At 69.6% G+C, this 19,311-nt stretch carries 20 protein-coding genes; 13 read left to right on the top strand and 7 right to left on the bottom strand.

Features of this window, described 5'->3' with window-relative positions; genetic code table 11:
• The first annotated feature begins 5 nt into the window (after nucleotides 1-5).
• From tadA to JL11_RS10305, 3 genes are read left to right on the top strand one after another with little or no spacing between them, the layout of a single operon-like run.
• A complete protein-coding gene (gene tadA, locus JL11_RS10315) occupies nucleotides 6-464 on the top strand; it encodes a tRNA adenosine(34) deaminase TadA (protein ID WP_054766924.1) in 459 nt (152 codons plus the stop codon).
• Nucleotides 465-503: 39 nt separating this feature from the next.
• Nucleotides 504-929, top strand: coding sequence for an MliC family protein (locus JL11_RS10310; protein WP_054765598.1), 426 nt, complete (start codon nucleotides 504-506; stop codon nucleotides 927-929).
• A gap of 40 nt (nucleotides 930-969) precedes the next feature.
• Complete coding sequence (locus JL11_RS10305; protein WP_054765597.1) at nucleotides 970-2,016, top strand: NAD(P)H-dependent flavin oxidoreductase; 1,047 nt, start codon at nucleotides 970-972, stop codon at nucleotides 2,014-2,016.
• Here the strand turns inward: JL11_RS10305 and JL11_RS10300 are convergent.
• Genes JL11_RS10300 through JL11_RS10290 form a run of 3 tightly spaced genes read right to left on the bottom strand, consistent with a single transcriptional unit; the run spans nucleotide 2,013 to nucleotide 4,269 of the window.
• Nucleotides 2,013-2,600, bottom strand: coding sequence for a GNAT family N-acetyltransferase (locus JL11_RS10300; RefSeq protein WP_054765596.1), 588 nt, complete (start codon nucleotides 2,598-2,600; stop codon nucleotides 2,013-2,015). The two genes, JL11_RS10305 and JL11_RS10300, sit on opposite strands and share 4 nt — an antisense overlap.
• A complete protein-coding gene (gene aroB, locus JL11_RS10295; protein ID WP_054765595.1) occupies nucleotides 2,600-3,706 on the bottom strand; it encodes a 3-dehydroquinate synthase in 1,107 nt (368 codons plus the stop codon). Before aroB ends, JL11_RS10300 begins: the two co-directional genes overlap by 1 nt.
• The gene (locus JL11_RS10290) at nucleotides 3,703-4,269 is read right to left on the bottom strand and encodes a shikimate kinase (protein WP_054765594.1); all 567 of its coding nucleotides are present in this window, start codon (nucleotides 4,267-4,269) and stop codon (nucleotides 3,703-3,705) included. The genes aroB and JL11_RS10290 overlap by 4 nt, the downstream gene beginning before the upstream one ends.
• A 125-nt stretch (nucleotides 4,270-4,394) precedes the next feature.
• On the opposite strand from JL11_RS10290, the gene JL11_RS10285 reads away from it, so the two are divergent.
• From JL11_RS10285 to JL11_RS10270, 4 genes are all read left to right on the top strand, one after another.
• Complete coding sequence (locus JL11_RS10285; protein WP_054765593.1) at nucleotides 4,395-5,297, top strand: site-specific tyrosine recombinase XerD; 903 nt, start codon at nucleotides 4,395-4,397, stop codon at nucleotides 5,295-5,297.
• A 117-nt stretch (nucleotides 5,298-5,414) separates the two neighbouring features.
• Nucleotides 5,415-6,362 carry an acetyl-CoA carboxylase carboxyltransferase subunit alpha gene (locus JL11_RS10280; protein WP_054765592.1) on the top strand — a complete coding sequence of 316 codons (948 nt, stop codon included), beginning with the start codon at nucleotides 5,415-5,417 and terminating at the stop codon, nucleotides 6,360-6,362.
• Nucleotides 6,363-6,434: 72 nt separating this feature from the next.
• Nucleotides 6,435-6,983, top strand: a complete 549-nt coding sequence (locus JL11_RS10275) for a response regulator (RefSeq protein WP_054765591.1) — start codon at nucleotides 6,435-6,437, stop codon at nucleotides 6,981-6,983.
• A complete protein-coding gene (locus JL11_RS10270) occupies nucleotides 6,980-7,480 on the top strand; it encodes a hypothetical protein (protein WP_054765590.1) in 501 nt (166 codons plus the stop codon). Before JL11_RS10275 ends, JL11_RS10270 begins: the two co-directional genes overlap by 4 nt.
• Here JL11_RS10270 and JL11_RS10265 read toward each other — a convergent pair.
• From JL11_RS10265 to JL11_RS10255, 3 genes are all read right to left on the bottom strand, one after another.
• Nucleotides 7,465-9,288 carry an ABCB family ABC transporter ATP-binding protein/permease gene (locus JL11_RS10265; RefSeq protein ID WP_231681261.1) on the bottom strand — a complete coding sequence of 608 codons (1,824 nt, stop codon included), beginning with the start codon at nucleotides 9,286-9,288 and terminating at the stop codon, nucleotides 7,465-7,467. The two genes, JL11_RS10270 and JL11_RS10265, sit on opposite strands and share 16 nt — an antisense overlap.
• A gap of 125 nt (nucleotides 9,289-9,413) precedes the next feature.
• Nucleotides 9,414-10,430 (bottom strand): threonine aldolase family protein, encoded by a 1,017-nt coding sequence (locus tag JL11_RS10260; protein WP_054765588.1) that lies wholly within the window; start codon nucleotides 10,428-10,430, stop codon nucleotides 9,414-9,416.
• A complete protein-coding gene (locus JL11_RS10255; RefSeq protein WP_054765587.1) occupies nucleotides 10,430-11,380 on the bottom strand; it encodes a mechanosensitive ion channel family protein in 951 nt (316 codons plus the stop codon). The genes JL11_RS10260 and JL11_RS10255 overlap by 1 nt, the downstream gene beginning before the upstream one ends.
• Nucleotides 11,381-11,507: 127 nt before the next feature.
• Between JL11_RS10255 and JL11_RS10250 the strand changes: the two genes are divergently transcribed.
• From JL11_RS10250 to JL11_RS10240, 3 genes are all read left to right on the top strand, one after another.
• Nucleotides 11,508-12,062 (top strand): FKBP-type peptidyl-prolyl cis-trans isomerase, encoded by a 555-nt coding sequence (locus JL11_RS10250; protein WP_054765586.1) that lies wholly within the window; start codon nucleotides 11,508-11,510, stop codon nucleotides 12,060-12,062.
• 117 nt (nucleotides 12,063-12,179) lie between these two features.
• Entirely contained in the window at nucleotides 12,180-14,135 is a 1,956-nt protein-coding gene (locus tag JL11_RS10245) for a M61 family metallopeptidase (protein WP_054765585.1), read from the top strand.
• A 226-nt stretch (nucleotides 14,136-14,361) separates the two neighbouring features.
• On the top strand, nucleotides 14,362-16,347 hold the full coding sequence (locus JL11_RS10240; protein WP_054765584.1) for a M61 family metallopeptidase: 1,986 nt from the start codon (nucleotides 14,362-14,364) through the stop codon (nucleotides 16,345-16,347).
• A gap of 4 nt (nucleotides 16,348-16,351) precedes the next feature.
• On the opposite strand, the gene JL11_RS10235 is transcribed toward JL11_RS10240, so the two are convergent.
• Nucleotides 16,352-17,152, bottom strand: a complete 801-nt coding sequence (locus JL11_RS10235; RefSeq protein ID WP_231681260.1) for a class I SAM-dependent methyltransferase — start codon at nucleotides 17,150-17,152, stop codon at nucleotides 16,352-16,354.
• A gap of 148 nt (nucleotides 17,153-17,300) precedes the next feature.
• Between JL11_RS10235 and hemB the strand changes: the two genes are divergently transcribed.
• The 3 genes from hemB to JL11_RS10220 are packed head-to-tail and all read left to right on the top strand — an operon-like array spanning nucleotide 17,301 to nucleotide 19,263.
• Complete coding sequence (hemB, locus tag JL11_RS10230; protein ID WP_054765583.1) at nucleotides 17,301-18,299, top strand: porphobilinogen synthase; 999 nt, start codon at nucleotides 17,301-17,303, stop codon at nucleotides 18,297-18,299.
• The gene (locus tag JL11_RS10225; protein ID WP_054765582.1) at nucleotides 18,299-18,868 is read left to right on the top strand and encodes a GNAT family N-acetyltransferase; all 570 of its coding nucleotides are present in this window, start codon (nucleotides 18,299-18,301) and stop codon (nucleotides 18,866-18,868) included. The genes hemB and JL11_RS10225 overlap by 1 nt, the downstream gene beginning before the upstream one ends.
• Nucleotides 18,865-19,263 carry a hypothetical protein gene (locus JL11_RS10220; RefSeq protein WP_231681258.1) on the top strand — a complete coding sequence of 133 codons (399 nt, stop codon included), beginning with the start codon at nucleotides 18,865-18,867 and terminating at the stop codon, nucleotides 19,261-19,263. Before JL11_RS10225 ends, JL11_RS10220 begins: the two co-directional genes overlap by 4 nt.
• The last annotated feature ends 48 nt before the right edge of the window (nucleotides 19,264-19,311 follow it).

Genomic DNA, 19,311 nt, shown 5'->3' with positions numbered 1-19,311 from the left:
GGTTCATGCGCATGGCGCTGGACCAAGCGCAAGCGGCGGCGGACGCAGGAGAGGTGCCTGTGGGCGCAATTCTTGTCGATCCCGCCTCAAACGCGGTGATTTCCACCGGCGCCAACGGCCCGATCTGCGCGCACGACCCTACAGCCCATGCCGAGATCGTGGCCATGCGACGCGCGGCGACGGCGCTGCAGAACTACCGCCTCACCGGCCTGACCCTCTATGTGACGCTTGAGCCCTGCGCCATGTGCGCCGGCGCCATCAGCCACGCCCGCATCGGTCGCGTGGTCTGGGCGGCCGATGATCCCAAGGGCGGCGCCGTGCTCCACGGCCCCCGTCTGTTCGAGCAACCCACTTGCCACTGGCGTCCGGCGACGGAGTGGGGTCTGTTGGCCGAGGAGGCGTCCAGCCTGCTCAAGTCCTTCTTCCGTCAACGGAGAGGAACGGCCGCAGGCGGCGGACGTTAGACCGCCGCCCCAAGCGGCGCTGTTGTGAGGAGTATCGCCTTGTCCAAGCCGGTTCTGCGGCCGTCCTTCGCTCTCGGCGGCCTCGCCGCCGTCCTCCTTCTGACGGCCTGCGGCCCTGACCCCGACAAGGCTCCCACCACCGGCGACGAGGTCAAGGAACGCGCCATCGAGGCCCAGACCGCCCGCAAACGCACCGGCGCCGAGGTCCAGGACCGCACCCTGAACCGCGTCGTCCATACGGTCTATCTGTGCGACAACGGCGAGCGGTTGTCGGTGGATTTCGACAATCCGCGCCAGATGGCCACGGTCCGCAACTCCTCGGGCGAGGCGGTGGATCTCTATCAGGAACGCGCCGCCGACGGCATCTGGTACCGCGCCTCCAACGTCGATCTGCGCGGCAAGGGGGTGCTGGCCACCTGGTCCGTCGAAGGCCGCCAGCCGACCGAATGCCGGGCCGTCGACTGACCCCATTGCCGAAGCCGACCCGGCTCCCTAGCTGCGGTCCATGTCCCTGATCGAACAGCTTGGCCTGACCGCGCCGATCGTCCAGGCGCCCATGGCGGGCGTCTCGACCCCGGCCATGGCGGCGGCCGTTTCGAACGCCGGGGCGCTGGGCTCCATCGCCGTCGGCGCGACCGATGCGGCGGGGGCCGGCCGGATGATCGCCGAGACCCGCGCCCTGACCGACCGCCCCTTCAACGTCAATCTGTTCGTCCACGCCGCGCCCCGCCGCGACGAAGGTGCAGAGGCCGCCTGGCTTCAGGCCCTGACGCCGTCGTTCGCCGCCTTCGGCGCCGCGCCCCCCGCCACGCTGAACGCCCCCTACCGCAGCTTCGCCGACGACGACGCCATGCTGGCCCGCCTGATCGCCGACGCCCCCGCCGTGGTCAGCTTCCACTTCGGCCTGCCGGAGGGAGAGCGGATCCGGGCGCTGAAACAGGCCGGCTGCCTGCTCCTGGCCACCGCGACCAATCTCGATGAAGCCCTGGCTTGCAAGACGGCGGGCGTCGACGCCGTGGTGGCGCAGGGATGGGAGGCCGGCGGCCATCGCGGGATGTTCGATCCCAACGCCGCCGACGACCGGTTGGGCATGGCCGCCCTGACCCGGCTGCTGGTCCTCCGTTCCGGCCTGCCGGTCGTCGCCGCTGGCGGGATCATGGACGGCCGAGGCGTCCGGGCCGCCCTGGACCTGGGCGCCGTCGCGGCCCAGTTGGGCACCGCCTTCATCGCCTGCGACGAAAGCGCCGCCGACGCCGCCTATCGCGCGGCCCTGTTCAGCGACGCGGCGCGCCATACCGTCATGACCTGCGCCGTATCGGGCCGACCCGCCCGCTGCCTGCGCAATCGTTTCACCGAACTAGGGGCGCAGACGACGGCGGCCATCCCTGACTATCCCGTCGCCTATGACGCCGGAAAGGCCCTGAACGCCGCCGCCAAGGCCGCCGGCGAATACGGCTTCGGCGCCCAATGGGCCGGCCAGGGCGCGCCCCTGGCCCGCAGCCTTCCAGCCGCCGACCTGATTGCGGCACTGGCGGCGGAGATGGTCGCCTAGCCGAACGCCGCCAGCCTTCGATCCAGCCCGTCCCGCACCTCGGGCCAGTCGTCGTCGATCACGGCGAACATGGCCGTATCCCGCGCCCGGCCGGTCCAGGTGGTCTTGTGCTTCCTCAGAACGCCCTCGGCCTTGGCGCCCAGTTTGCGGATCGCCGCCTGGCTCTGCGCATTCACCGCGTCGGTGATGATCTCGACCCGCACAGCGCCGGCGTCGAAGGCGTGGCCCAGCAGCAGCCGCTTGCAGGCCGGATTGACCGGCCCGCCCCGCGCCTCGGGCCGATAAAAGGTCGAACCGATCTCGCAGCGTCGATAGGCCGGGTGGATCTCGTAAAGGCTGGTCGTCCCGACCACCGCCCCGTCCGACAGCCGCCGCACGGCGTAGGCGATGCGCGTTCCGGCCCCCATGGCCTTGAGGGCGGCGGCCCACCAGCCGTCGAAATGCGCGCCACAGGCGGGCGCGACCATGATCTCCCAGGCGGCCGGATCGCAATCCAGCGCCGCCTTCACCGTCTCCCGCAACCCCTCGGTGAACGGCTCCAGCCGCACGAACCGATCCTCCAGGGGAACGGCGGCGATCTGCATCAGCCCGTCGCCCCTTCAGCGATCAGGAAAGTCCGCACCTTCGCCGCATCCACCCCCTTGGCGACAAAGGCCCGGCCGACGCCGTGCGCCAGGATCAGGGTCAGGGCCCCGCCCTCGGCCTTCTTGTCCCCGGCCATCAGGGCCAGCAGCCGGTCGGCTTCGAAGGCGCCCGCCTGATCCAGCCGCGTGGGCAGGCCCGCCGCCGCGACCACCGCCTCGACCCGCGCGGCGTCCTCGGCCGAACACAGCCCCTCCCGCGCCGAATAGCGCAAGGCCATGCAGCAGCCGAGCGCCACCGCCTCCCCATGGGCCAGGGCGTCTTCGTCGAACCCGACCTCGGCCTCTATGGCGTGGCCGAAGGTGTGGCCCAGGTTCAGCAGGGCTCGGCGTCCCGCCTCCTTCTCGTCCTCCCCGACCACGGCGCTCTTGATCTCGACTGAGCGGATCACCGCCCGTTCCAGGGCCGCCGGATCGCCCTTCGCGCCCGCCGCCCCCTCGCCCGCCAGCCAGTCGAAGAAGGCGGTGTCGCAGATCAGCCCGTGCTTCAGCACCTCGGCCCAGCCGGACTTCACCTGCCGCGCCGGCAGGGTCGCCAGAACGTCGATGTCGGCCAGGACCAGGCGCGGCTGATGGAAGGCGCCGACCAGGTTCTTGCCCCGCGGCGTGTCGATGGCCGTCTTGCCGCCGACGGACGAGTCGACCTGGGCCAGCAGGGTCGTCGGAATCTGCACGAAGTCGATGCCGCGCATGTAGAGCGCCGCCGCCAGCCCGGCCAAATCCCCCACCACCCCGCCGCCCAGGGCGATCACCACGTCCTTGCGGTCCAGCCCGATCTCCAGCAGCCGGTCCAGCACCCGCTCCAGCTGGGCGAAGGATTTCGACCCCTCGCCCGGCGGCACGGCGACGATCCGGCTCTGGACCCCCGCCGCCGCCAGGGATGCGGTCACGGCGGCGCCGTGGACGGCCTCGACCGTCTCATCGGTGATGATCACCGTCCGTCCCCGGGCCAGGGGCGCGATCCGAGCGCCCGCCTGCTGCAGCAGCCCGCGCCCCACGATCACCTGATAGGCGGCGAAGGCGCCGCCGCTGACGGGAATGGTCGTCATGCTTTCGTCTCCGCACGGCGGCGTGTGCGCCAGTGTCGGCGCAGGGTCTTGTGAATGGCGTCCACCGCCTGGCCGTGAGACCCCTGCCCCACGTCCACGGTGACGTCGGCCTCGCCATAGATCGGATAACGGACCTCGGCCAAGGCCGTCAGCACCTCCAGCGGGTCCTTGCCGCGCAACAGGGGGCGGGTGTCGCGCCGCGCCACCCGTTCGGCGATGACCGCCAGATCGGCCCTCAGCCAGACCGTATCGGCTCTTTCCTTCAGCAGAGCCCGCGTCTCGGGGTTCATCATCGCGCCCCCGCCGGTGGCCAGGACGACGGGCGGCCCCTCCAGCAGGCGGCGGATCACCCGCGCCTCCCCGGCCCTGAACTCGGCCTCGCCCAAGGCGGCGAAGATTTCGGACACGGTCATTCCCGCCGCCTCCTCGATCTCCACGTCTCCGTCGGCGAAGGGCAGTTTCAACCGATGGGCCAGCCGCCGCCCCACCGACGATTTGCCCACCCCCATCAGGCCGACCAGGGCTATGGTGCGGGTCGGACCCGGATTCGCGCGCCGCCTCATCCGGCGGCTCCGGCGGAACGGACGGTGAAGGAAACGGCGAAGGCGACGGCGCAGGCGGACATGATCGTTGGAACCTCTACACCAAGCCCGGCCTCGCGCCATCCGTTCGCAGAAACGATCGCCGCATGACGCCCCAAATCGAGGCCTTTTTGGAGATGATGGCGGTGGAGCGTGACGCCTCGCCCCACACCCTGGCGGCCTATGGACGGGATTTGGCCGACGCCGAATCCGCCCTGTCGTCGGACGGCGGCCTGATGCAGGCCCCGGCCGAGGCGGTCGAGGCCTGGTTCGCCGACCTGTCGCATCGAGGCCTGTCGGCGGCCACCGCCGCCCGACGCCGGTCGTCGGTGCGGCAGTTCTATCGCTTCGCCCTGGCCGAGGGCTGGCGGACGGATGATCCGTCGCGTCGGCTGGACGCCCCCAAACAGGGCCGCCCCCTGCCCAGGTCCCTGAGCCGGGACGAGATCGACCGGCTGCTGGCCGCCGCCGCAGCCCGAGACGCGGCCGCCGGCCTGCGGCTGGTCGCCCTGGTCGAACTGGCCTACGCCTCAGGCCTGCGGGTGTCGGAACTGCTGGGTTTGAAGGTCGAGGCCGTGCGCCGCGACCCCGCCTATCTGATCGTGCGCGGCAAGGGCGGCAAGGAGCGGTTGGCCCCGCTGAACCCCGCCGCCCGCACGGCGCTGAAGGCCTGGCTGACGGCGCGCGACGCCCGGCGCAAGCCCGAGACGCCCGACAGCCCCTGGCTCTTTCCATCCTCCGGCCGTTCCGGCCATCTGACCCCGCGCCGGTTCGCCCAGCTGCTGGACGAGGCCGCAGTCACGGCGGGCCTCGACCCGGCGCGGGTCAGCCCCCACGTCCTGCGTCACGCCTTCGCCACCCATCTGCTGGAGGGCGGCGCCGACCTGCGCGTGGTCCAGACCCTGCTCGGCCACGCCGACATCGCCACCACCCAGATCTACACCCACGTCGCCACCGACCGCCTGGCCCAGGTCGTCCAGCAGAACCACCCCTTGGCGCGGGACGAGTGACTGCGACTCACGGCTGTGAAAGCGACATTGTCACCCCGCTTGCCCCACGGCCCCGACCTCTCTAGTTTCCCCCCGCCTTCCCCTGGGGCGCCTCGCCCGCCGTTTTCGGACGCCTTTATGGCCACGCACTATCTCGATTTCGAAAAGCCGATCGCCGATCTGGAAGCCAAGATCGACGAGTTGTCGGCCCTGTCCGAGACCTCCGGAGGTTTCGACCACGAAATCGCCGGCCTGCGCAAAAAGGCCGAGCAGCTGCGCAAGAAGACCTACTCCGGGCTTGATCCCTGGATGAAGACCCAGGTGGCGCGGCATCCGCAACGCCCCCACTTCATCGACTATGTCCAGGGCCTGTTCACCGACTGGACCGAACTGCACGGCGACCGACAGTTCGGCGACGACCAGGCCATTCTGGGCGGGCTGGCGCGGTTCCGGGGCCGTCCGGTCGTCGTCATGGGGCATGAGAAGGGCCACGACACCGAGACTCGCCTGACCCACAACTTCGGCATGGCCCGGCCCGAGGGTTATCGCAAGGCCGTGCGCCTGATGGACATGGCCGAACAGTTCGGCCTGCCGGTCCTCAGCTTCATCGACACGGCCGGCGCCTATCCGGGTCTGGGCGCCGAAGAGCGCGGCCAGGCGGAGGCCATCGCCCGTTCGACCGAACGCTGCCTGACCCTGGGCGTGCCCTCCATCGCCACCATCACCGGGGAAGGCGGATCCGGCGGCGCCATCGCCATCGCCGCCGCCAGCCGCGTCCTGATGCTGGAGCATTCGATCTATTCGGTCATCTCGCCCGAGGGGGCGGCCGGCATCCTGTGGCGCGACGGCGCCCGCGCCCGCGACGCCGCCATGGCCATGAAGATCACCGGCCCGGACCTTGTGGCGCTGAAGATCGTGGATCGTCTGATCGAGGAGCCGACCGGCGGCGCCCACGCGGACCGCGACGGCGCCCTGGCCCGGGTCGGCGACGTCCTGGCCGAGGAGCTTCAGTCCTTCCAGGGTCTGTCGCCCAAACAGATCAAGACCCGCCGCGCCGAGCGGTTCTACGCCATCGGCGCCCTCTGATCGAACGCCGTTAACCGCGCATCCACCTCCAGGTTCTAGCCTATAGGACCCGGGGGATTGGAAAGATCGGACATGCCGACACAGTCGGATACGCTCAGGGACAGCGCCGTCTTCAATCTGAGCGGCGCCGTCGTCATGGTGGTCGATGATTCGCCCTTCTCCCTGACCCTGACCACGGGCGTCCTGTCCGGCTTCGGCGTGCGCCCCGCCTATACGGTCGGCAGCGGCGTTCAGGCCCAGAGCCTCCTGGCGGAAAAGCCGATCGACCTCTTGCTGATCGACACCGACATGCCCGACATGGACGGATTCGAACTGGTGCGCTGGCTGCGCCGGTCCGGCCCCAACCCCAACGCCTTCACCCCCGTCATCATGACGGCCAGCCACATCCGACGGGGTCGAGTGGCCGAGGCGCGAGACTGCGGCGCCAACTTCGTCGTCACCAAACCCTTCAGCGCCGCCATGCTGCTGGAACGCATCCTTTGGGTCGCCCGCGACGCGCGTCCCTTCCTTGAGGTCGGGGACTATCTGGGCCCGGACCGTCGCTTCGTCCGCCCCGAACTCTATGAGGGCGAGGAACGGCGCGCCGACAGGCTCCGCAACAATATGGTGGAGTTCGCATGACGGTCATCACCCACGTTCAACGCCGCTCGCGCCTGGCGGAGATGGTGGATCGCCCCGGCGGCGTCAGCGTCGGCGTCGCCCTCGCTCAGGCCCAGGCCAATCTGGGCGGGTTGAGGGACCAGGCCTGCGCCATCATCGCCGACAACATCGCCGTCCTCCTGGCCGAGCCGGCGCCGGGCACGATCGAGGCCCTGCGGCTGGACCTGGCCTATTCAGCGTCCAACCAGATCATCGACGCGGCCAGCCCCTTTGCGATGGATGATCTGTGCACGGCCGCCAAGGGGCTGTGCGACCTTCTGGACGCCGCCCCGCGCCAGGGCGGTTTCGACTGGCGCATCGCCACGGTCCACGCCCAGGCGATGAAGCTGCTGCTCAGCCTGCCGACGGACGCTGCGGCGCCCCGCGCCGCCATCGTCGAAAACCTGGCCGAGGTTCTTAAGCGCAAACTGCCCGTCCAGTCCCAGACGGCTCATCAGGCAGCTCAACCGACCGCCTGAACCGTCCGGCCCGCCCGCGTCTGTTTGCGCCACAGGGCGGCGTACTCCCCGCCCTGGCGCGCCACCAGTTCGTGATGGGCGCCGCGCTCGACGATCCGCCCCGCCTTCAGCACCAGGATCTGGTCGGCGTCGGCCACGGTGGACAGCCGGTGGGCGACCACCAGGGTGGTGCGTCCGGCGCTGACCCGCCGCAGCGTCTTCTGGATCGCCGCCTCGGTGCGACTGTCCAGGGCGCTGGTGGCCTCGTCCAGGATCAGGATGCAGGGATCGGCCAGCAGGGCGCGGGCGATGCCCACCCGCTGGCGTTCGCCGCCCGACAGTTTCAGCCCCCGTTCGCCGACCCGTGTCTGCATCCCGTCCGGTAATCCGCGGATGAAGTCGGCCAGTTCCGCCGCCTCCGCCGCCGCCCAGACCTGGGCCTCGTCCGCCTCCGGCCGGGCGAAGGCGATATTGGCCGCCAGGGTGTCGTTGAACAGGGCCACGTCCTGCGGCACCAGGGCTACGGCGGCCCGCAAGGACGCCTGGGTCACCTCGCGCACGTCGCGGCCGTCGATCAGAACCCGGCCCTCCTGCGGGTCGATCAGCCGCAGGGCCAGTTTGACGATGGTCGACTTGCCCGCCCCCGAGGGCCCGACCAGGGCGGTGGTGGTTCCGGGCGCCGCCACGAAGCTGACGTCCTCCAGCCCATTGGCGCGGGCGTCGTGGCGGAAGCCGACATGCTGGAACGCGACTTCGGCGCCGCGCGCTTCGGTCGGGCGCGGCAGAGGCTGGGCGTGGAGCGCATCGGCCACCTGGGGCGTCTGGCGCGTCACCTTCAGCATCTCCTCCATGTCGATGAAGGATTGGCGGATCTCGCGATAGGCGAAGCCCAGTATGTTCAGCGGGGCGTACAGGGAGACCATGATCAGCACCGCCGCGGTCACATCGCCCGGCCCCATTCGTCCGGCCGCCGCCTCAAACCCGGCCATCACCGCCATCACCCCCAGACCAAGGTTCATGATCAGGGCCTGAATCCCGTTCAGCAGGGCCAGGGAGGTGTTGGCCTTCAAGGCCGCCGCCGCATAGTCGCCCAGCGCCCGGTCATAGGTCATGGCCGCCCGCGCCTCGGCGCCGAACGACTTGACCGTCTCATAGTTCAGAAGGGCGTCGACCGAGACCCCGGCGGCCTCCGAATCGGCGGCGTTCATCACCCGCCGATGCTCCAGCCGCCAGTTCGACAGGGCGAAGGTGGCCGCGGCGTAGACGACCACCACCGCGATCGCCACAGCGGCGAACCGCCAGTCGTACTTGCCGCCCAGCACCGCCGCCGCCAGCACCAGCTCCACCCCGGTGGGAACCAGGTTGAAGGCCAGGATGCGCAGCAGGAAGTCCACCGCCCGCGAGCCGCGATCCAGGGTCCGCGACAGGGCGCCGGAGCGTTTGGTCTGGTGGAAATCCAGCGACAGGCTCAGGGCGTGGGCGAAGCCTTCGGCGGCTGTCCGCCTCTGGGCCGCCGCCCGGACGGGGGCGAAGACCACGTCCGAGGCCTGGGGCGCCGCCGCCGACAGAAACCGCACCAGGGCCCAGCCCACCGCAAAGGCGGCGAAGCCCCAGCCCATGGCGACGGCCGTTCCCTGTCCGGACGCCAGCCGATTGACCGCCGCGCCCAGGACCAGGGGCGCCAGCACGCCCAAACCCTTGCCCGCCAGGGTCAGGGTGATCGCCGCCCCCAGCCGCACGCGCAGCTGCGGCGCGCCCGATCGCCCGACCAGCCGCACCAGATCCGCCAGCGCCTTCAGCGTCGGCGGGCCTTCCGTTCTGTCCTGCATGCTCCCCGCCTGCTGCGCCTTGACCATCGGGTCGCGCCGGCCGCCGGAGCGCTCTCCGCGCATCGCCATGGTCCGCATATGGACAGTCAAGACGGCCGGGAAAAGGCCGCCTGGCGACGGACGGCTCAGTTCAGGCCGGCGATGGCGGCGATCAGCTCGTCCACCGCCTCTTCCTGGGTCGCCCAGGAACAGACGAACCGGACTGATCCGTCGTCGAACTGATAACAGGCCCAGCCCAGGGCCTTCAGCCTCTGGTGCGCCTCGGCCGGCATACGGACGAAAACCGTATTGGATTCGACCGGATGGGCCAGGACGAAGGGCGAGCGCGTCGCAATCCCGGCCGCCAGACGCTGGGCCATCAGATTGGCGTGGGCGCCGCCCGCCTCCCAGTCGCCGCTTTCCAGCAGCCCCAGCATGGGTCCGGCCAGCGTCCGGGCCTTGGACGCCGTCTGTCCGGCCTGTTTCAGCCGATTGTCCAGCCGCCGCGCCAGGCTCTTGTCGAACAGGACCAGGGCCTCGACGCAAGACGCGCCCGCCTTGGCGCCGCCGAACACCAATATGTCCACGCCCAGGCGCGCAATGTCCTTCAGGTCGAACCCGGCCGCAGCCGCGTTGGCCAGCCGCGCCCCGTCCATATGCACCCCATAGCCGCACGCCTTCACCGGCTCGATCAGATGGCGCAGCTCTTCTTCCGTATAGACGGCGCCGTATTCCGTGGCCTGGGTCAGGGACAGGGCGGCCGGCGGCTGGCGATGGCCGACCTCCGGCTCGGTCAGCTGCGCCTTCAGCGCCAGGGGATCGATCCGCCCGGAAAAGCCCGGCAGGCCGATCAGCCCCACCCCCTGGCCGAAGAAGCCCGGCGCCCCCGTTTCATCGGTGCAGACATGGGCGGCGTTGTGCGCCAGCACCGCCTCGAACGGATAGGTCAGCATCGACAGGGCGATGGCGTTGGCCGCCGTGCCGCTGAAGACGAAACGGACGTCGGCGTCGGCGTCCAGCCTCTGTCGAATCTGGTCGGCAGCCCGCGCCGTGATCGCATCGGCGCCGTAGGAGGGAACAAAGCCCGCGTTGGCCTGGATCAGGCCCTCCAGGGCGCTGGGCGCCATTCCGGCGGTGTTGTCGGATCCGAAATCGTAACGCATCAGCGGGTCTTCGTACTCGTCTCTTCGGCCTGGTTCGGGTCGACCGTCCGCACACGGACCACCGGCATGACGTCCTCGTCGCCATAGGGCACGGCGACCTGGTGCGGGAAGGGAATCTCGATCTCGGCGGCGTCCAGCGCCTCCTTGCCGCCCTGCATCAGATCGGCCTGGGTCTGCCACCAGTCCTCGACCTTGACCCAGGCGTGCAGGGTGATCTGGACCGCGCTGTCCAGCAGGCCGGTCACCCCGGTCCAGGGACGGGGATCGTGCAGAACCTTGTCATGGGCCGCGGCCATGTCGGCCAGGACGCAGCGCGCCTTGTTCAGATCCTCGCCGTAGCCGACGGTGAAATTGATCTCGATCCGCCGGGTCTGCTGACCGGTCAGATTGGTCAGGGGGTCGCTCAGGACCTTGGAGTTCGGAATGACGATCTTGTGGTTGTTGGCGTTCGACAGCTGGGTCGTGAACAGGTCCAGCCGCTGCACCGTCCCGGCCATGCCGCCGACGTCCACCACGTCCCCGACGCGGTAGGGCCGCAGGATCAGAAGCATGATGCCCGAGGCCACATTGGACAATGTGCCCTGAAGCGCCAGACCCACGGCCAGCGACGCCGCGCCCAGAACCGCGATGATGGAGGTAGTCTGCACCCCCAGCCTTTGCAGCACGGCGATCATGCCGATGACGATCACCACCACCCGCACCACCTGGACGGCGAAACTGAGGACCGTCTGGTCGTGGCGGAAGGCGCCGATCCGCGACAGCGCCCTTCGCGCCAGCCCCGCCGCCCATTTGGCCGCAAACAGGGTCGCCGCGAAGATCAGGGCCGCGATGATCAGATTGACTGCGAAGTCGCCGGCCATGTCGGTCAGCTTGGCGATCATGACGGCGTCGACGGCCACGGCCTGGCGACCGGCCGCCATTGCTTCGGCGAGAGAGTTGTCTATGGACATGGTCGCGGGTCTAACGCCTTAAGTCCCGATTGGAACCCCGCCGGCTCAATTTCCCGCTCCTTCCGCTTATGTCGCCTTCGCGCAAAGACGGTTGGCGGCGGCCCGTTCGGCCTGATAGCGTCGCCTTATGACTCGCACCCTCCCGATCCTCCTCGCCGCCCTCGCCGTCTCCGCCTGTGCGACGCGCGGGACGCCGGTCTCCTACGCCGAAACGGCCTCGGCGGCCGCCCGCGCCGCCGCCCAGGTCGAGGGCCAGGCCGGACAGACGCCGCAACAGGCCTGGGACGCCGGAAACCAGGCCTATCTGGCGTGGAACGGCGCCCGGCGCGGCTGGACCACCACCGCCAGCGGCCTGCAATACCGCCGCGTGGGCAAGGCCCGTCCCGAGGGCGCCCAGCCGTCGGCGACCGATACGGTCAAGGTCCATTATCGCGGGACCTTCATCGACGGGCGGGAGTTCGACAGCTCCTACGCCCGCAACGAACCGGCCGAGTTTCCGCTGAACCGGGTCATCAAGGGCTGGACCGAAGGGGTCGCCCTGATGCGGGTCGGCGAGACCTTTGAATTCGTCATTCCGCCGGCCCTGGCCTATGGCTCGCGCTGGGTCGGCGGCGATCAGCTTCCGCCCAACTCCACCCTGCGCTTTTCGGTGGAGTTGCTGGACGTGACCCCCGGCGCCTGACGCCTGGGTCCGGGCGAACGAGATTTTCGGCGTCCGATCGGCCCGACCGCTTGACGATCCACGCGGTGCGGCGGACTGTCGCGCCTCTCCCTTTCCTGAGTTCGAAAGTCCGCGTCCATGATCCGCACCCGCCTTCGCGCCGTCGGCCTCGCCCTCCTGCTGGCCTCCGCCGCACCGGCCGCCCTGGCGCAACAGGCGTCGACGGCGGCGCCCGCCCTGCCGGCGCCCCTGACGCCCATCCCAGCGGCGCGCGACGTCGCCTATCCGGGGGTGATCGGTCTGGAGATCGACGCGACCAACCTGGGCCAGCACATCTTCTCGATCACCGAGACCCTTCCCGTCGCCCAGAGCGGCCCCATGGTCCTGTTCTTCCCCGAATGGCTGCCGGGCAACCACGGTCCGGTCGGGCCGATCACCCAGCTGGCGGGGATCGAGATCACCGCGAACGGCCGGCGGGTCGAATGGGTCCGCGACACCCTCAGCCCCTTCGCCTATCACATCACGGTTCCGGCCGGGGCGACCGAGCTGAAGATCGCCATGCAGCACCTGTCGCCGACCAGCGGCGCCCAGGGCCGGGTGACGATGACGCCCGAGATGCTGAACATCCAGTGGGAGAAGATGCTGCTCTATCCCGCCGGCCACTGGTCGCGGAACATCATGGTCCAGCCCACGGTCAGGTTCCCCACCGGCTGGCGGTTCGGCACGGCCCTGGAGCCGGAAACCAAGACCGGCGACGTCCAGACCTTCAAGCCGGTCAATCTGGAGGTCCTGGTCGACAGCCCGGTCTTCGCCGGCCTCCACTATCGCCAGATCGACCTTGATCCCGGCGGCCGCTCGCCGGTCCGCGCCAACATCGTCGCCGACGAGGCCAAGAGCCTGGAAGCCACCGACGAGCAGATTCAGATTCTGCGCAACCTCGTGACCCAGATGGACCGCCTCTACGGCGCGCGCCATTTCGACCACTACGACTTCCTGATCGCCATGACCGACAAGCTGGGCGGCATCGGTCTTGAGCATCATCGCTCCTCCGAGAACTCGGTCGATCCCGAGTTCTTCACCGGCTGGGCCACCCATCTGGGCGACCGCGATCTGCTCAGCCACGAGATGAACCACTCCTGGGACGGCAAATGGCGTCGCCCGGCGGACCAGTATGTGCCTAACTTCAACAGCCCGATGCAGAACAGCCTGCTGTGGGTCTATGAAGGCCAGACCCAATACTACGGCCAGGTCGTCGCGGCCCGTTCGGGCCTTCTGACCAAGGAACAGGCCATGGACTCCCTGGCCATGACGGCGGCCTCCTATGACTACCGGGTCGGGCGCGGCTGGCGCGCGCTTCAGGACACCACCAACGACCCGATCATCAGCCAGCGCCGGCCCAAGGCCTGGCTGTCCTGGCAGAGGGACGAGGACTACTATTCCGAGGGCCAGCTGATCTGGCTCGACGTCGACACCACGATCCGTGAGAAGACCGGCGGGCGCAAGTCGCTCGACGACTTCGCCCGCGCCTTCTACGGCGTCCAGGACGGCAGTTTCGAACCGGCGCCCTACACCTTCGACGACGTGGTGGCGGCCCTGAACGGGGTGGTCGAGAACGACTGGGCGGCCTTCCTGCGCGCCCGCCTGGACGCCGTCGGTCCCGACGCCCGCGCGCCCCTGGACGGGCTGGAGCGCGGCGGCTGGCGGCTGACCTACGGCGAGACCCCGACCGCCTATCAGAAGACCCTGTACGGCGAGTTCAAGCGCAACGACTTCACCTATTCCCTGGGCCTGCAGACCGGCGAGAACAATGCGATCCGCAGCGTCCAGTGGGGCAGTCCGTCCTTCAAGGCCGGCCTGGCGCCGGGCATGGAGATCGTCGCCGTCAACGGCCAGGCCGCCAAGCCGGACCGACTGGCCGAGGCCGTCACCGCCGCCAAGGACCCCGCCGTGCCGATCACCCTGATCGTCAAGGACGGCGACCAGTACCGGACCGTCGTCCTCGACTATCACGACGGCCTTCGCTACCCGCGCCTGGAACGCATCCCCGGAACCCCGGACCGGCTGGGCGACATACTGACGCCGCGCCGACGTTGACGCCGGTAGACCCCCTTCCGTCTCTCCGCTTCGTTCCGAGCCATCTCCCCATCGCCTTGCGACAGGGAGGAGACAGCACCGTCTCCTCCCCACCCTGTGGGGAGGTGGCGCGGCGCCGTTCGGCGCCGTGAAGGAGGGGCTCTAACGCCGCACCGCGCCTGCTGCACTTGACGCCCCTTGCCCGCTCCCCGACGGTGCAGATCTGCCCTGCTGTTCGGATGACCTGATGCCGCGTACCCGCCTGACCGCCGCCGCCTGCCTCGCCGCCCTGATGACGGCCGCCCCGGCCCTGGCCCAGGATTTCCAGTCGACGCCGGTGGTGGTCGAGGCGCGCGACGCGGCCCTGGCCCTGCCCCGGCCCCAACCGGCCATCCCCGCCCCTGCGGACAGGCCCTATCCGGGCGTCATCCAGTACCGGGCCGACATCACCGACCTGGACCGGCGAATCATCCGCGTCAGCCAGACCATCCCCGTCGCCGCTCCCGGCCCGCTGACCCTGCTCTATCCGAAATATCTGCCGGGCAACCACGCCGCCACCGGCCCCATCCAGCTGCTGGCCGGCCTCACCGTCACGGCGAACGGCCAGAGGCTGGAATGGCTGCGCGACACCCTCGATCCCTACGCCTTCCATCTAGAGGTCCCGGCGGGCGTGACGGCGATCGAGGTCGCCTTCGAACAGCTGACCCAGCCGGACAGCTCCAACTGGCGCGTCCTGATGACCCCGGCCATGGTCAATCTGCAGTGGGAGAAGGCCATCCTCTATCCGGCCGGCTATTTCAGCCGCCAGATCCAGGTCGCCCCCTCCATCCGCCTGCCCGCCGGCTGGAACTACGGCACGGCCCTGAAGACCGAAGGCCGCGACGGCGACCTGGCCCGGCTGGAGACCACCGACCTCTACACCCTGATCGACAGCCCGGTCTTCGCCGGCGCCCACTACCGCCGCGTCGATATCGACCCGAACGGCGCCCCGTCTGAATCAAGGGTCCACCTGAACCTCCTCGCCGACGAGGAGAAAGGTCTCGCCGCCACCGAAGAGCAGTTGAAGCTCTACGAGAACATGGTCCAGCAGGCCGACCGCCTGTTCGGCGCCCGTCACTTCGACAACTATGAGTTCCTCTTCGCCCTGACCGACCAGATGGGCGGAATCGGCCTTGAGCATCATCGCTCCTCCGAGAACACCGGCGCCCCAGGCTTCTTCACCGACTGGGCCAAGAGCGCCGGGGACCGCGCCCTTCTGCCCCACGAATACACCCACTCCTGGAACGGCAAGTTCATGCGCCCGGCGGATGAGCTGACCGCCAACCACAACGTCCCGACCCAGAACACCCTGCTGTGGGTCTATGAGGGCCAGACGGAATATTGGGGCGATGTCCTGGCCGCCCGTTCGGGCCTGCATTCCAAGGGGGTGGCCCTGGCGACCCTGGCCTCGATCGCCGCCTTCTATGACAACCAGCCCGGCCGTCAGTGGCGCGCCCTTCAGGACACCAACAACCACAATCTCCTGGGCTACCGCGTGCCCGGCCAATACCCCTCCTGGATGCGGGGCACCGGCGACTACTATCGTGAAAGCCTGCTGGTCTGGCTGGACGCCGACACCCTGATCCGGGCCGAGACGAACGGGCGCAAGTCGCTCGACGACTTCGCCCGGACCTTCTTCGGCCACAGCGACGGCGCCTGGGCGCCCCAGGGCTACACCTTCGATCAGGTCGTCGCCGCCCTGAACGCCGTCCATCCGCACGACTGGGCCGGCTTCCTGCGCGAAAGGCTGGACGCCGTCGGCCCTGACGCCCGCGCGCCCCTGGCGGGGATCGAACGGGGCGGCTGGCGCCTGACCTATACCGACACGCCCAACGCCGATGAAAAGGCGGTGAACGGCGGCTGGGCCAATGACTTCCAATATTCGCTGGGCTTCAGCCTGTCGGGTGACAAGCTGGCCAATATCCGCTGGGGCGGCCCGGCCTTCGAACAGGGGATCGGCGCCGGCTGGTCGCTTGTCGCCGTCAACGGCAAGGCGGGCTCGGCGGAGGTTCTGCGCGACGCCGTCACGGCCGCCAAGGGGACGGACGCCCCCCTGGAGCTGCTGATCAAGTCCGGCGACCGGTTCCGCACCGTCGCCTTCGACTATCACGACGGCCTGCGCTATCCGCGTCTGGAGCGGATCGAAGGAACCCCGGACCGGCTGTCCGACATCCTGGCCCCGCGCCGGCGCTGAGGTCTCAGCCCGGCTTTCTGAAACGATAGACGAACTGGTCGGTCTTGCCGCGGATGGCGGCGTCGAAGACGTTCAGACTGTGGTCGTCGTCGGGGTTGGCCACCGCCCGGCTCTCGGCCTCGAAGACGAAGCCGGCGGCCTCGACCTCGCGCTTCAGATAGTCGCCCTCGATCCGGTGCAGGGTCTGGACCGCCGAAATCCCCGTCCCCGGCGCCGCCTGGTGGTCGATCAGAATATAGCGGCCGCCGGGCTTCAGGGCGGCGAACACCGCGGCGTTCATCCTGGCCACATCGGTGTTGAAACCGGGAATGTGGAAGTCGTGGTACTCCTGGCTCATGAAGACCAGGTCCAGGGGCTGGTCATAGGTCATGGAGTCCAGCAGGCCGTTGACCCGCGTCACATTGGGATAGGCCGCGACCAGGGCGTCGGCCAGGGGGTTCTCCCGCGCCATCGTCCGCTCGGGCACGAAGGCGTAGACCCGGCCCGTCGGCCCGACCACGTTGGAGAACAGACGGGTGAAATAGCCGGCGCCGGGGCGGATGTCGGCCACCTTGTCGCCGGGCGCGACCTGGGCGAAGGCCAGGATCTCGGCTGGATGACGCAGAGGATCGCGCGCCGCCTCCTCGGCCGGGCGCTTCGGATCGGCGACGGCGTCGGCATAGAGGGAGACATAGGCGGGGGCGGCCGAGGACGCGCTGTCCAAGACCACCGTCCGCTCGCCGCCGTCGGAGTCGATGATGATACATCCTGACAGTCCCGCCGCCAGGGCCAAAACCGCCGCGCCCGCCGCCCATCGTCTCATCATCTTCGTCTCCCTCCGTTTCGTTGCGATAGGCTCGCATTTCGTCGCCCGGCGCAAGCCGGTATCCCGCTTGAAACGATCCGAATCCTCATGCGATTTGCGCCCCGACCCCGGCGGCGCTAGTCCGGCGACAGATTTCCAAGGTCTCGCCATGCTCCCCTATCAGCCTGCTCCCTTCCCGCTCGCCCGTCCCCGGCGTCTGCGCGCCAGCCCCTGGGTGCGCCGCATGGTCGCCGAGACCGTCCTGACCCCGGCCGACCTGATCTGGCCCTTGATCGTCCACGACGGCGCCGAGGATCGCGTCCCCGTCGCCTCCATGCCCGGCGTCTCCCGCCTGTCGCCCAAGGAAGCGGCAAAGGCGGCGGTCGAGGCGCGCGATCTGGGCATTCCGATGCTGGCCCTCTTCCCGAACGTCGACGGGGCGATCAAGGACGCGGTCGGCACGGGCGCCACCGATCCCGACGGCCTGATCCCCGAGAGCATCAAGGCCATCAAGGACGCCGCGCCCGAGATCGGGATCATGACCGACGTGGCGCTGGACTGCTACACCGACCACGGCCACGACGGGGTGCTGGAGGGCGAGCGTATCGTCAATGACGCCAGCCTGGATCGCCTGGCCGAACAGGCCTTCATCCACGCCCACGCCGGCGCCGACGTGGTGGCCCCCTCGGACATGATGGACGGCCGCATCCAGGCGGTGCGCGAGGCTCTGGAGGCCAACGGCTTCCAGGACACCCTGATCCTGTCCTATGCGGCCAAATACGCCTCGGCCTTCTACGGCCCCTATCGGGACGCCGTCGGCTCCTCGATGGCGCTGAAGGGCGACAAGAAGACCTATCAGATGGACTACGCCAACTCCGACGAGGCCCTGAAGGAGGTCGCCATGGACCTGTCGGAAGGCGCCGACGCCGTCATGGTCAAGCCGGGCATGCCCTATCTCGACATCGTGCGGCGCGTGTCCGAAACCTTCCGCGTCCCCACCTTCGCCTATCAGGTGTCGGGCGAATATGCGATGATGCAGGCCTCGATCGCCAACGGCTGGCTGGACCAGGACCGGGCCATCCTTGAGACCCTGCACGGGTTCAAGCGGGCCGGCTGCGCGGGCGTCCTGACCTATTTCGCCCCTCAGGCCGCGCGGCTGCTGGGCTGATGGGCGCCGACGTTCTGATCCGCGAGGCGACCCCCGCCGACATGGCGGCGATCACCGCCATCTATGCCGAGAGCGTCGCCAACGGGCGCGGCACCTTCGAGCTGGAGCCCCCGGACGAGATCGAGATGACGGCCCGGTTCGCCGCCGTCCAGGCCCTGGGCCTGCCCCGCCTGGTCGCCGAGATCGACGGCGCCGTGGTCGGCTACGCCTACGCCGGGCCGTTCCGCACCCGCCAAGCCTATCGCTACATGGTCGAGGATTCGATCTATGTGTCGCCCGAGGCCCGCGGCCGCGGCGTCGCCGGAGCCCTGCTGGACGCCCTGATCCATCATTGCGAGGCGCTCGGCCTGCGCCAGATGGTCGCCGTGATCGGCGACTCCGCGAACCAGGGCTCCATCGCCCTGCACCGCGCGCGCGGCTTCGCCGACGCGGGACTTTTCAGGGCGGCGGGCTGGAAACATGACGACTGGCGCGACGTGGTCTTCATGCAGCGCGAGCTGGGTCAGGGGGGACAGACCCCGCCGGACGCGCCGGGTCTGCCCTTGGTCGACAAGAAGCCGGTGCGGTGAAGGACGCAGGCGATCCATTGCGACGCCGGGTTGCTACGCCTATCCTCAACGGCGTGAAGATCGTCTCGTCCCTTCTGCTGCTGATCGGCGCCCTGGCGGTGCTGACCCTGGGCGCCCTCGGCGTCGGGGCGGGGCCGGCCATGGCCGAGCCGCCCTGCCATGAGATGGGCCATGCGACCCCGGACCCGTCCGGCAAGGCCCCCGACAAAGGCCCCGATAAGGCCATGAAGGCCATGACCTGCTGCGTCGCCTGCGTCGCGGCGCCGACCATTCCGCCCGCCGCCCGTCCTCAGACGGCGGCGGCGCCGCTTCGCCTGACCGCCGTTTCGCCGGCCCTGCCGTCAGGCCGTCGGCCTTCGCCCGAGCCCGGCCCACCCCGCCTCCTGATCGCCTGAACCGACGCGCTCTCGCGGCGCCCTCAGTCCCGATCATTCAAGGAGGCC

Source organism: Brevundimonas sp. DS20 (genome assembly GCF_001310255.1).
Lineage (GTDB): Bacteria > Pseudomonadota > Alphaproteobacteria > Caulobacterales > Caulobacteraceae > Brevundimonas > Brevundimonas aurantiaca.
This window is presented reverse-complemented; position numbering and strand designations above follow the sequence as displayed.

Coding starts and splice junctions, on each gene's coding strand:
- tadA (WP_054766924.1), top strand. CDS start 6: ATGCGCATGGCGCTGGACCAAGCGCAAGCGGCGGCGGACGCAGGAGAG.
- JL11_RS10305 (WP_054765597.1), top strand. CDS start 970: ATGTCCCTGATCGAACAGCTTGGCCTGACCGCGCCGATCGTCCAGGCG.
- JL11_RS10300 (WP_054765596.1), bottom strand. CDS start 2,600: ATGCAGATCGCCGCCGTTCCCCTGGAGGATCGGTTCGTGCGGCTGGAG.
- aroB (WP_054765595.1), bottom strand. CDS start 3,706: ATGACGACCATTCCCGTCAGCGGCGGCGCCTTCGCCGCCTATCAGGTG.
- JL11_RS10290 (WP_054765594.1), bottom strand. CDS start 4,269: ATGAGGCGGCGCGCGAATCCGGGTCCGACCCGCACCATAGCCCTGGTC.
- JL11_RS10285 (WP_054765593.1), top strand. CDS start 4,395: ATGACGCCCCAAATCGAGGCCTTTTTGGAGATGATGGCGGTGGAGCGT.
- JL11_RS10280 (WP_054765592.1), top strand. CDS start 5,415: ATGGCCACGCACTATCTCGATTTCGAAAAGCCGATCGCCGATCTGGAA.
- JL11_RS10275 (WP_054765591.1), top strand. CDS start 6,435: ATGCCGACACAGTCGGATACGCTCAGGGACAGCGCCGTCTTCAATCTG.
- JL11_RS10270 (WP_054765590.1), top strand. CDS start 6,980: ATGACGGTCATCACCCACGTTCAACGCCGCTCGCGCCTGGCGGAGATG.
- JL11_RS10265 (WP_231681261.1), bottom strand. CDS start 9,288: ATGCAGGACAGAACGGAAGGCCCGCCGACGCTGAAGGCGCTGGCGGAT.
- JL11_RS10260 (WP_054765588.1), bottom strand. CDS start 10,430: ATGCGTTACGATTTCGGATCCGACAACACCGCCGGAATGGCGCCCAGC.
- JL11_RS10255 (WP_054765587.1), bottom strand. CDS start 11,380: ATGTCCATAGACAACTCTCTCGCCGAAGCAATGGCGGCCGGTCGCCAG.
- JL11_RS10250 (WP_054765586.1), top strand. CDS start 11,508: ATGACTCGCACCCTCCCGATCCTCCTCGCCGCCCTCGCCGTCTCCGCC.
- JL11_RS10245 (WP_054765585.1), top strand. CDS start 12,180: ATGATCCGCACCCGCCTTCGCGCCGTCGGCCTCGCCCTCCTGCTGGCC.
- JL11_RS10240 (WP_054765584.1), top strand. CDS start 14,362: ATGCCGCGTACCCGCCTGACCGCCGCCGCCTGCCTCGCCGCCCTGATG.
- JL11_RS10235 (WP_231681260.1), bottom strand. CDS start 17,152: ATGATGAGACGATGGGCGGCGGGCGCGGCGGTTTTGGCCCTGGCGGCG.
- hemB (WP_054765583.1), top strand. CDS start 17,301: ATGCTCCCCTATCAGCCTGCTCCCTTCCCGCTCGCCCGTCCCCGGCGT.
- JL11_RS10225 (WP_054765582.1), top strand. CDS start 18,299: ATGGGCGCCGACGTTCTGATCCGCGAGGCGACCCCCGCCGACATGGCG.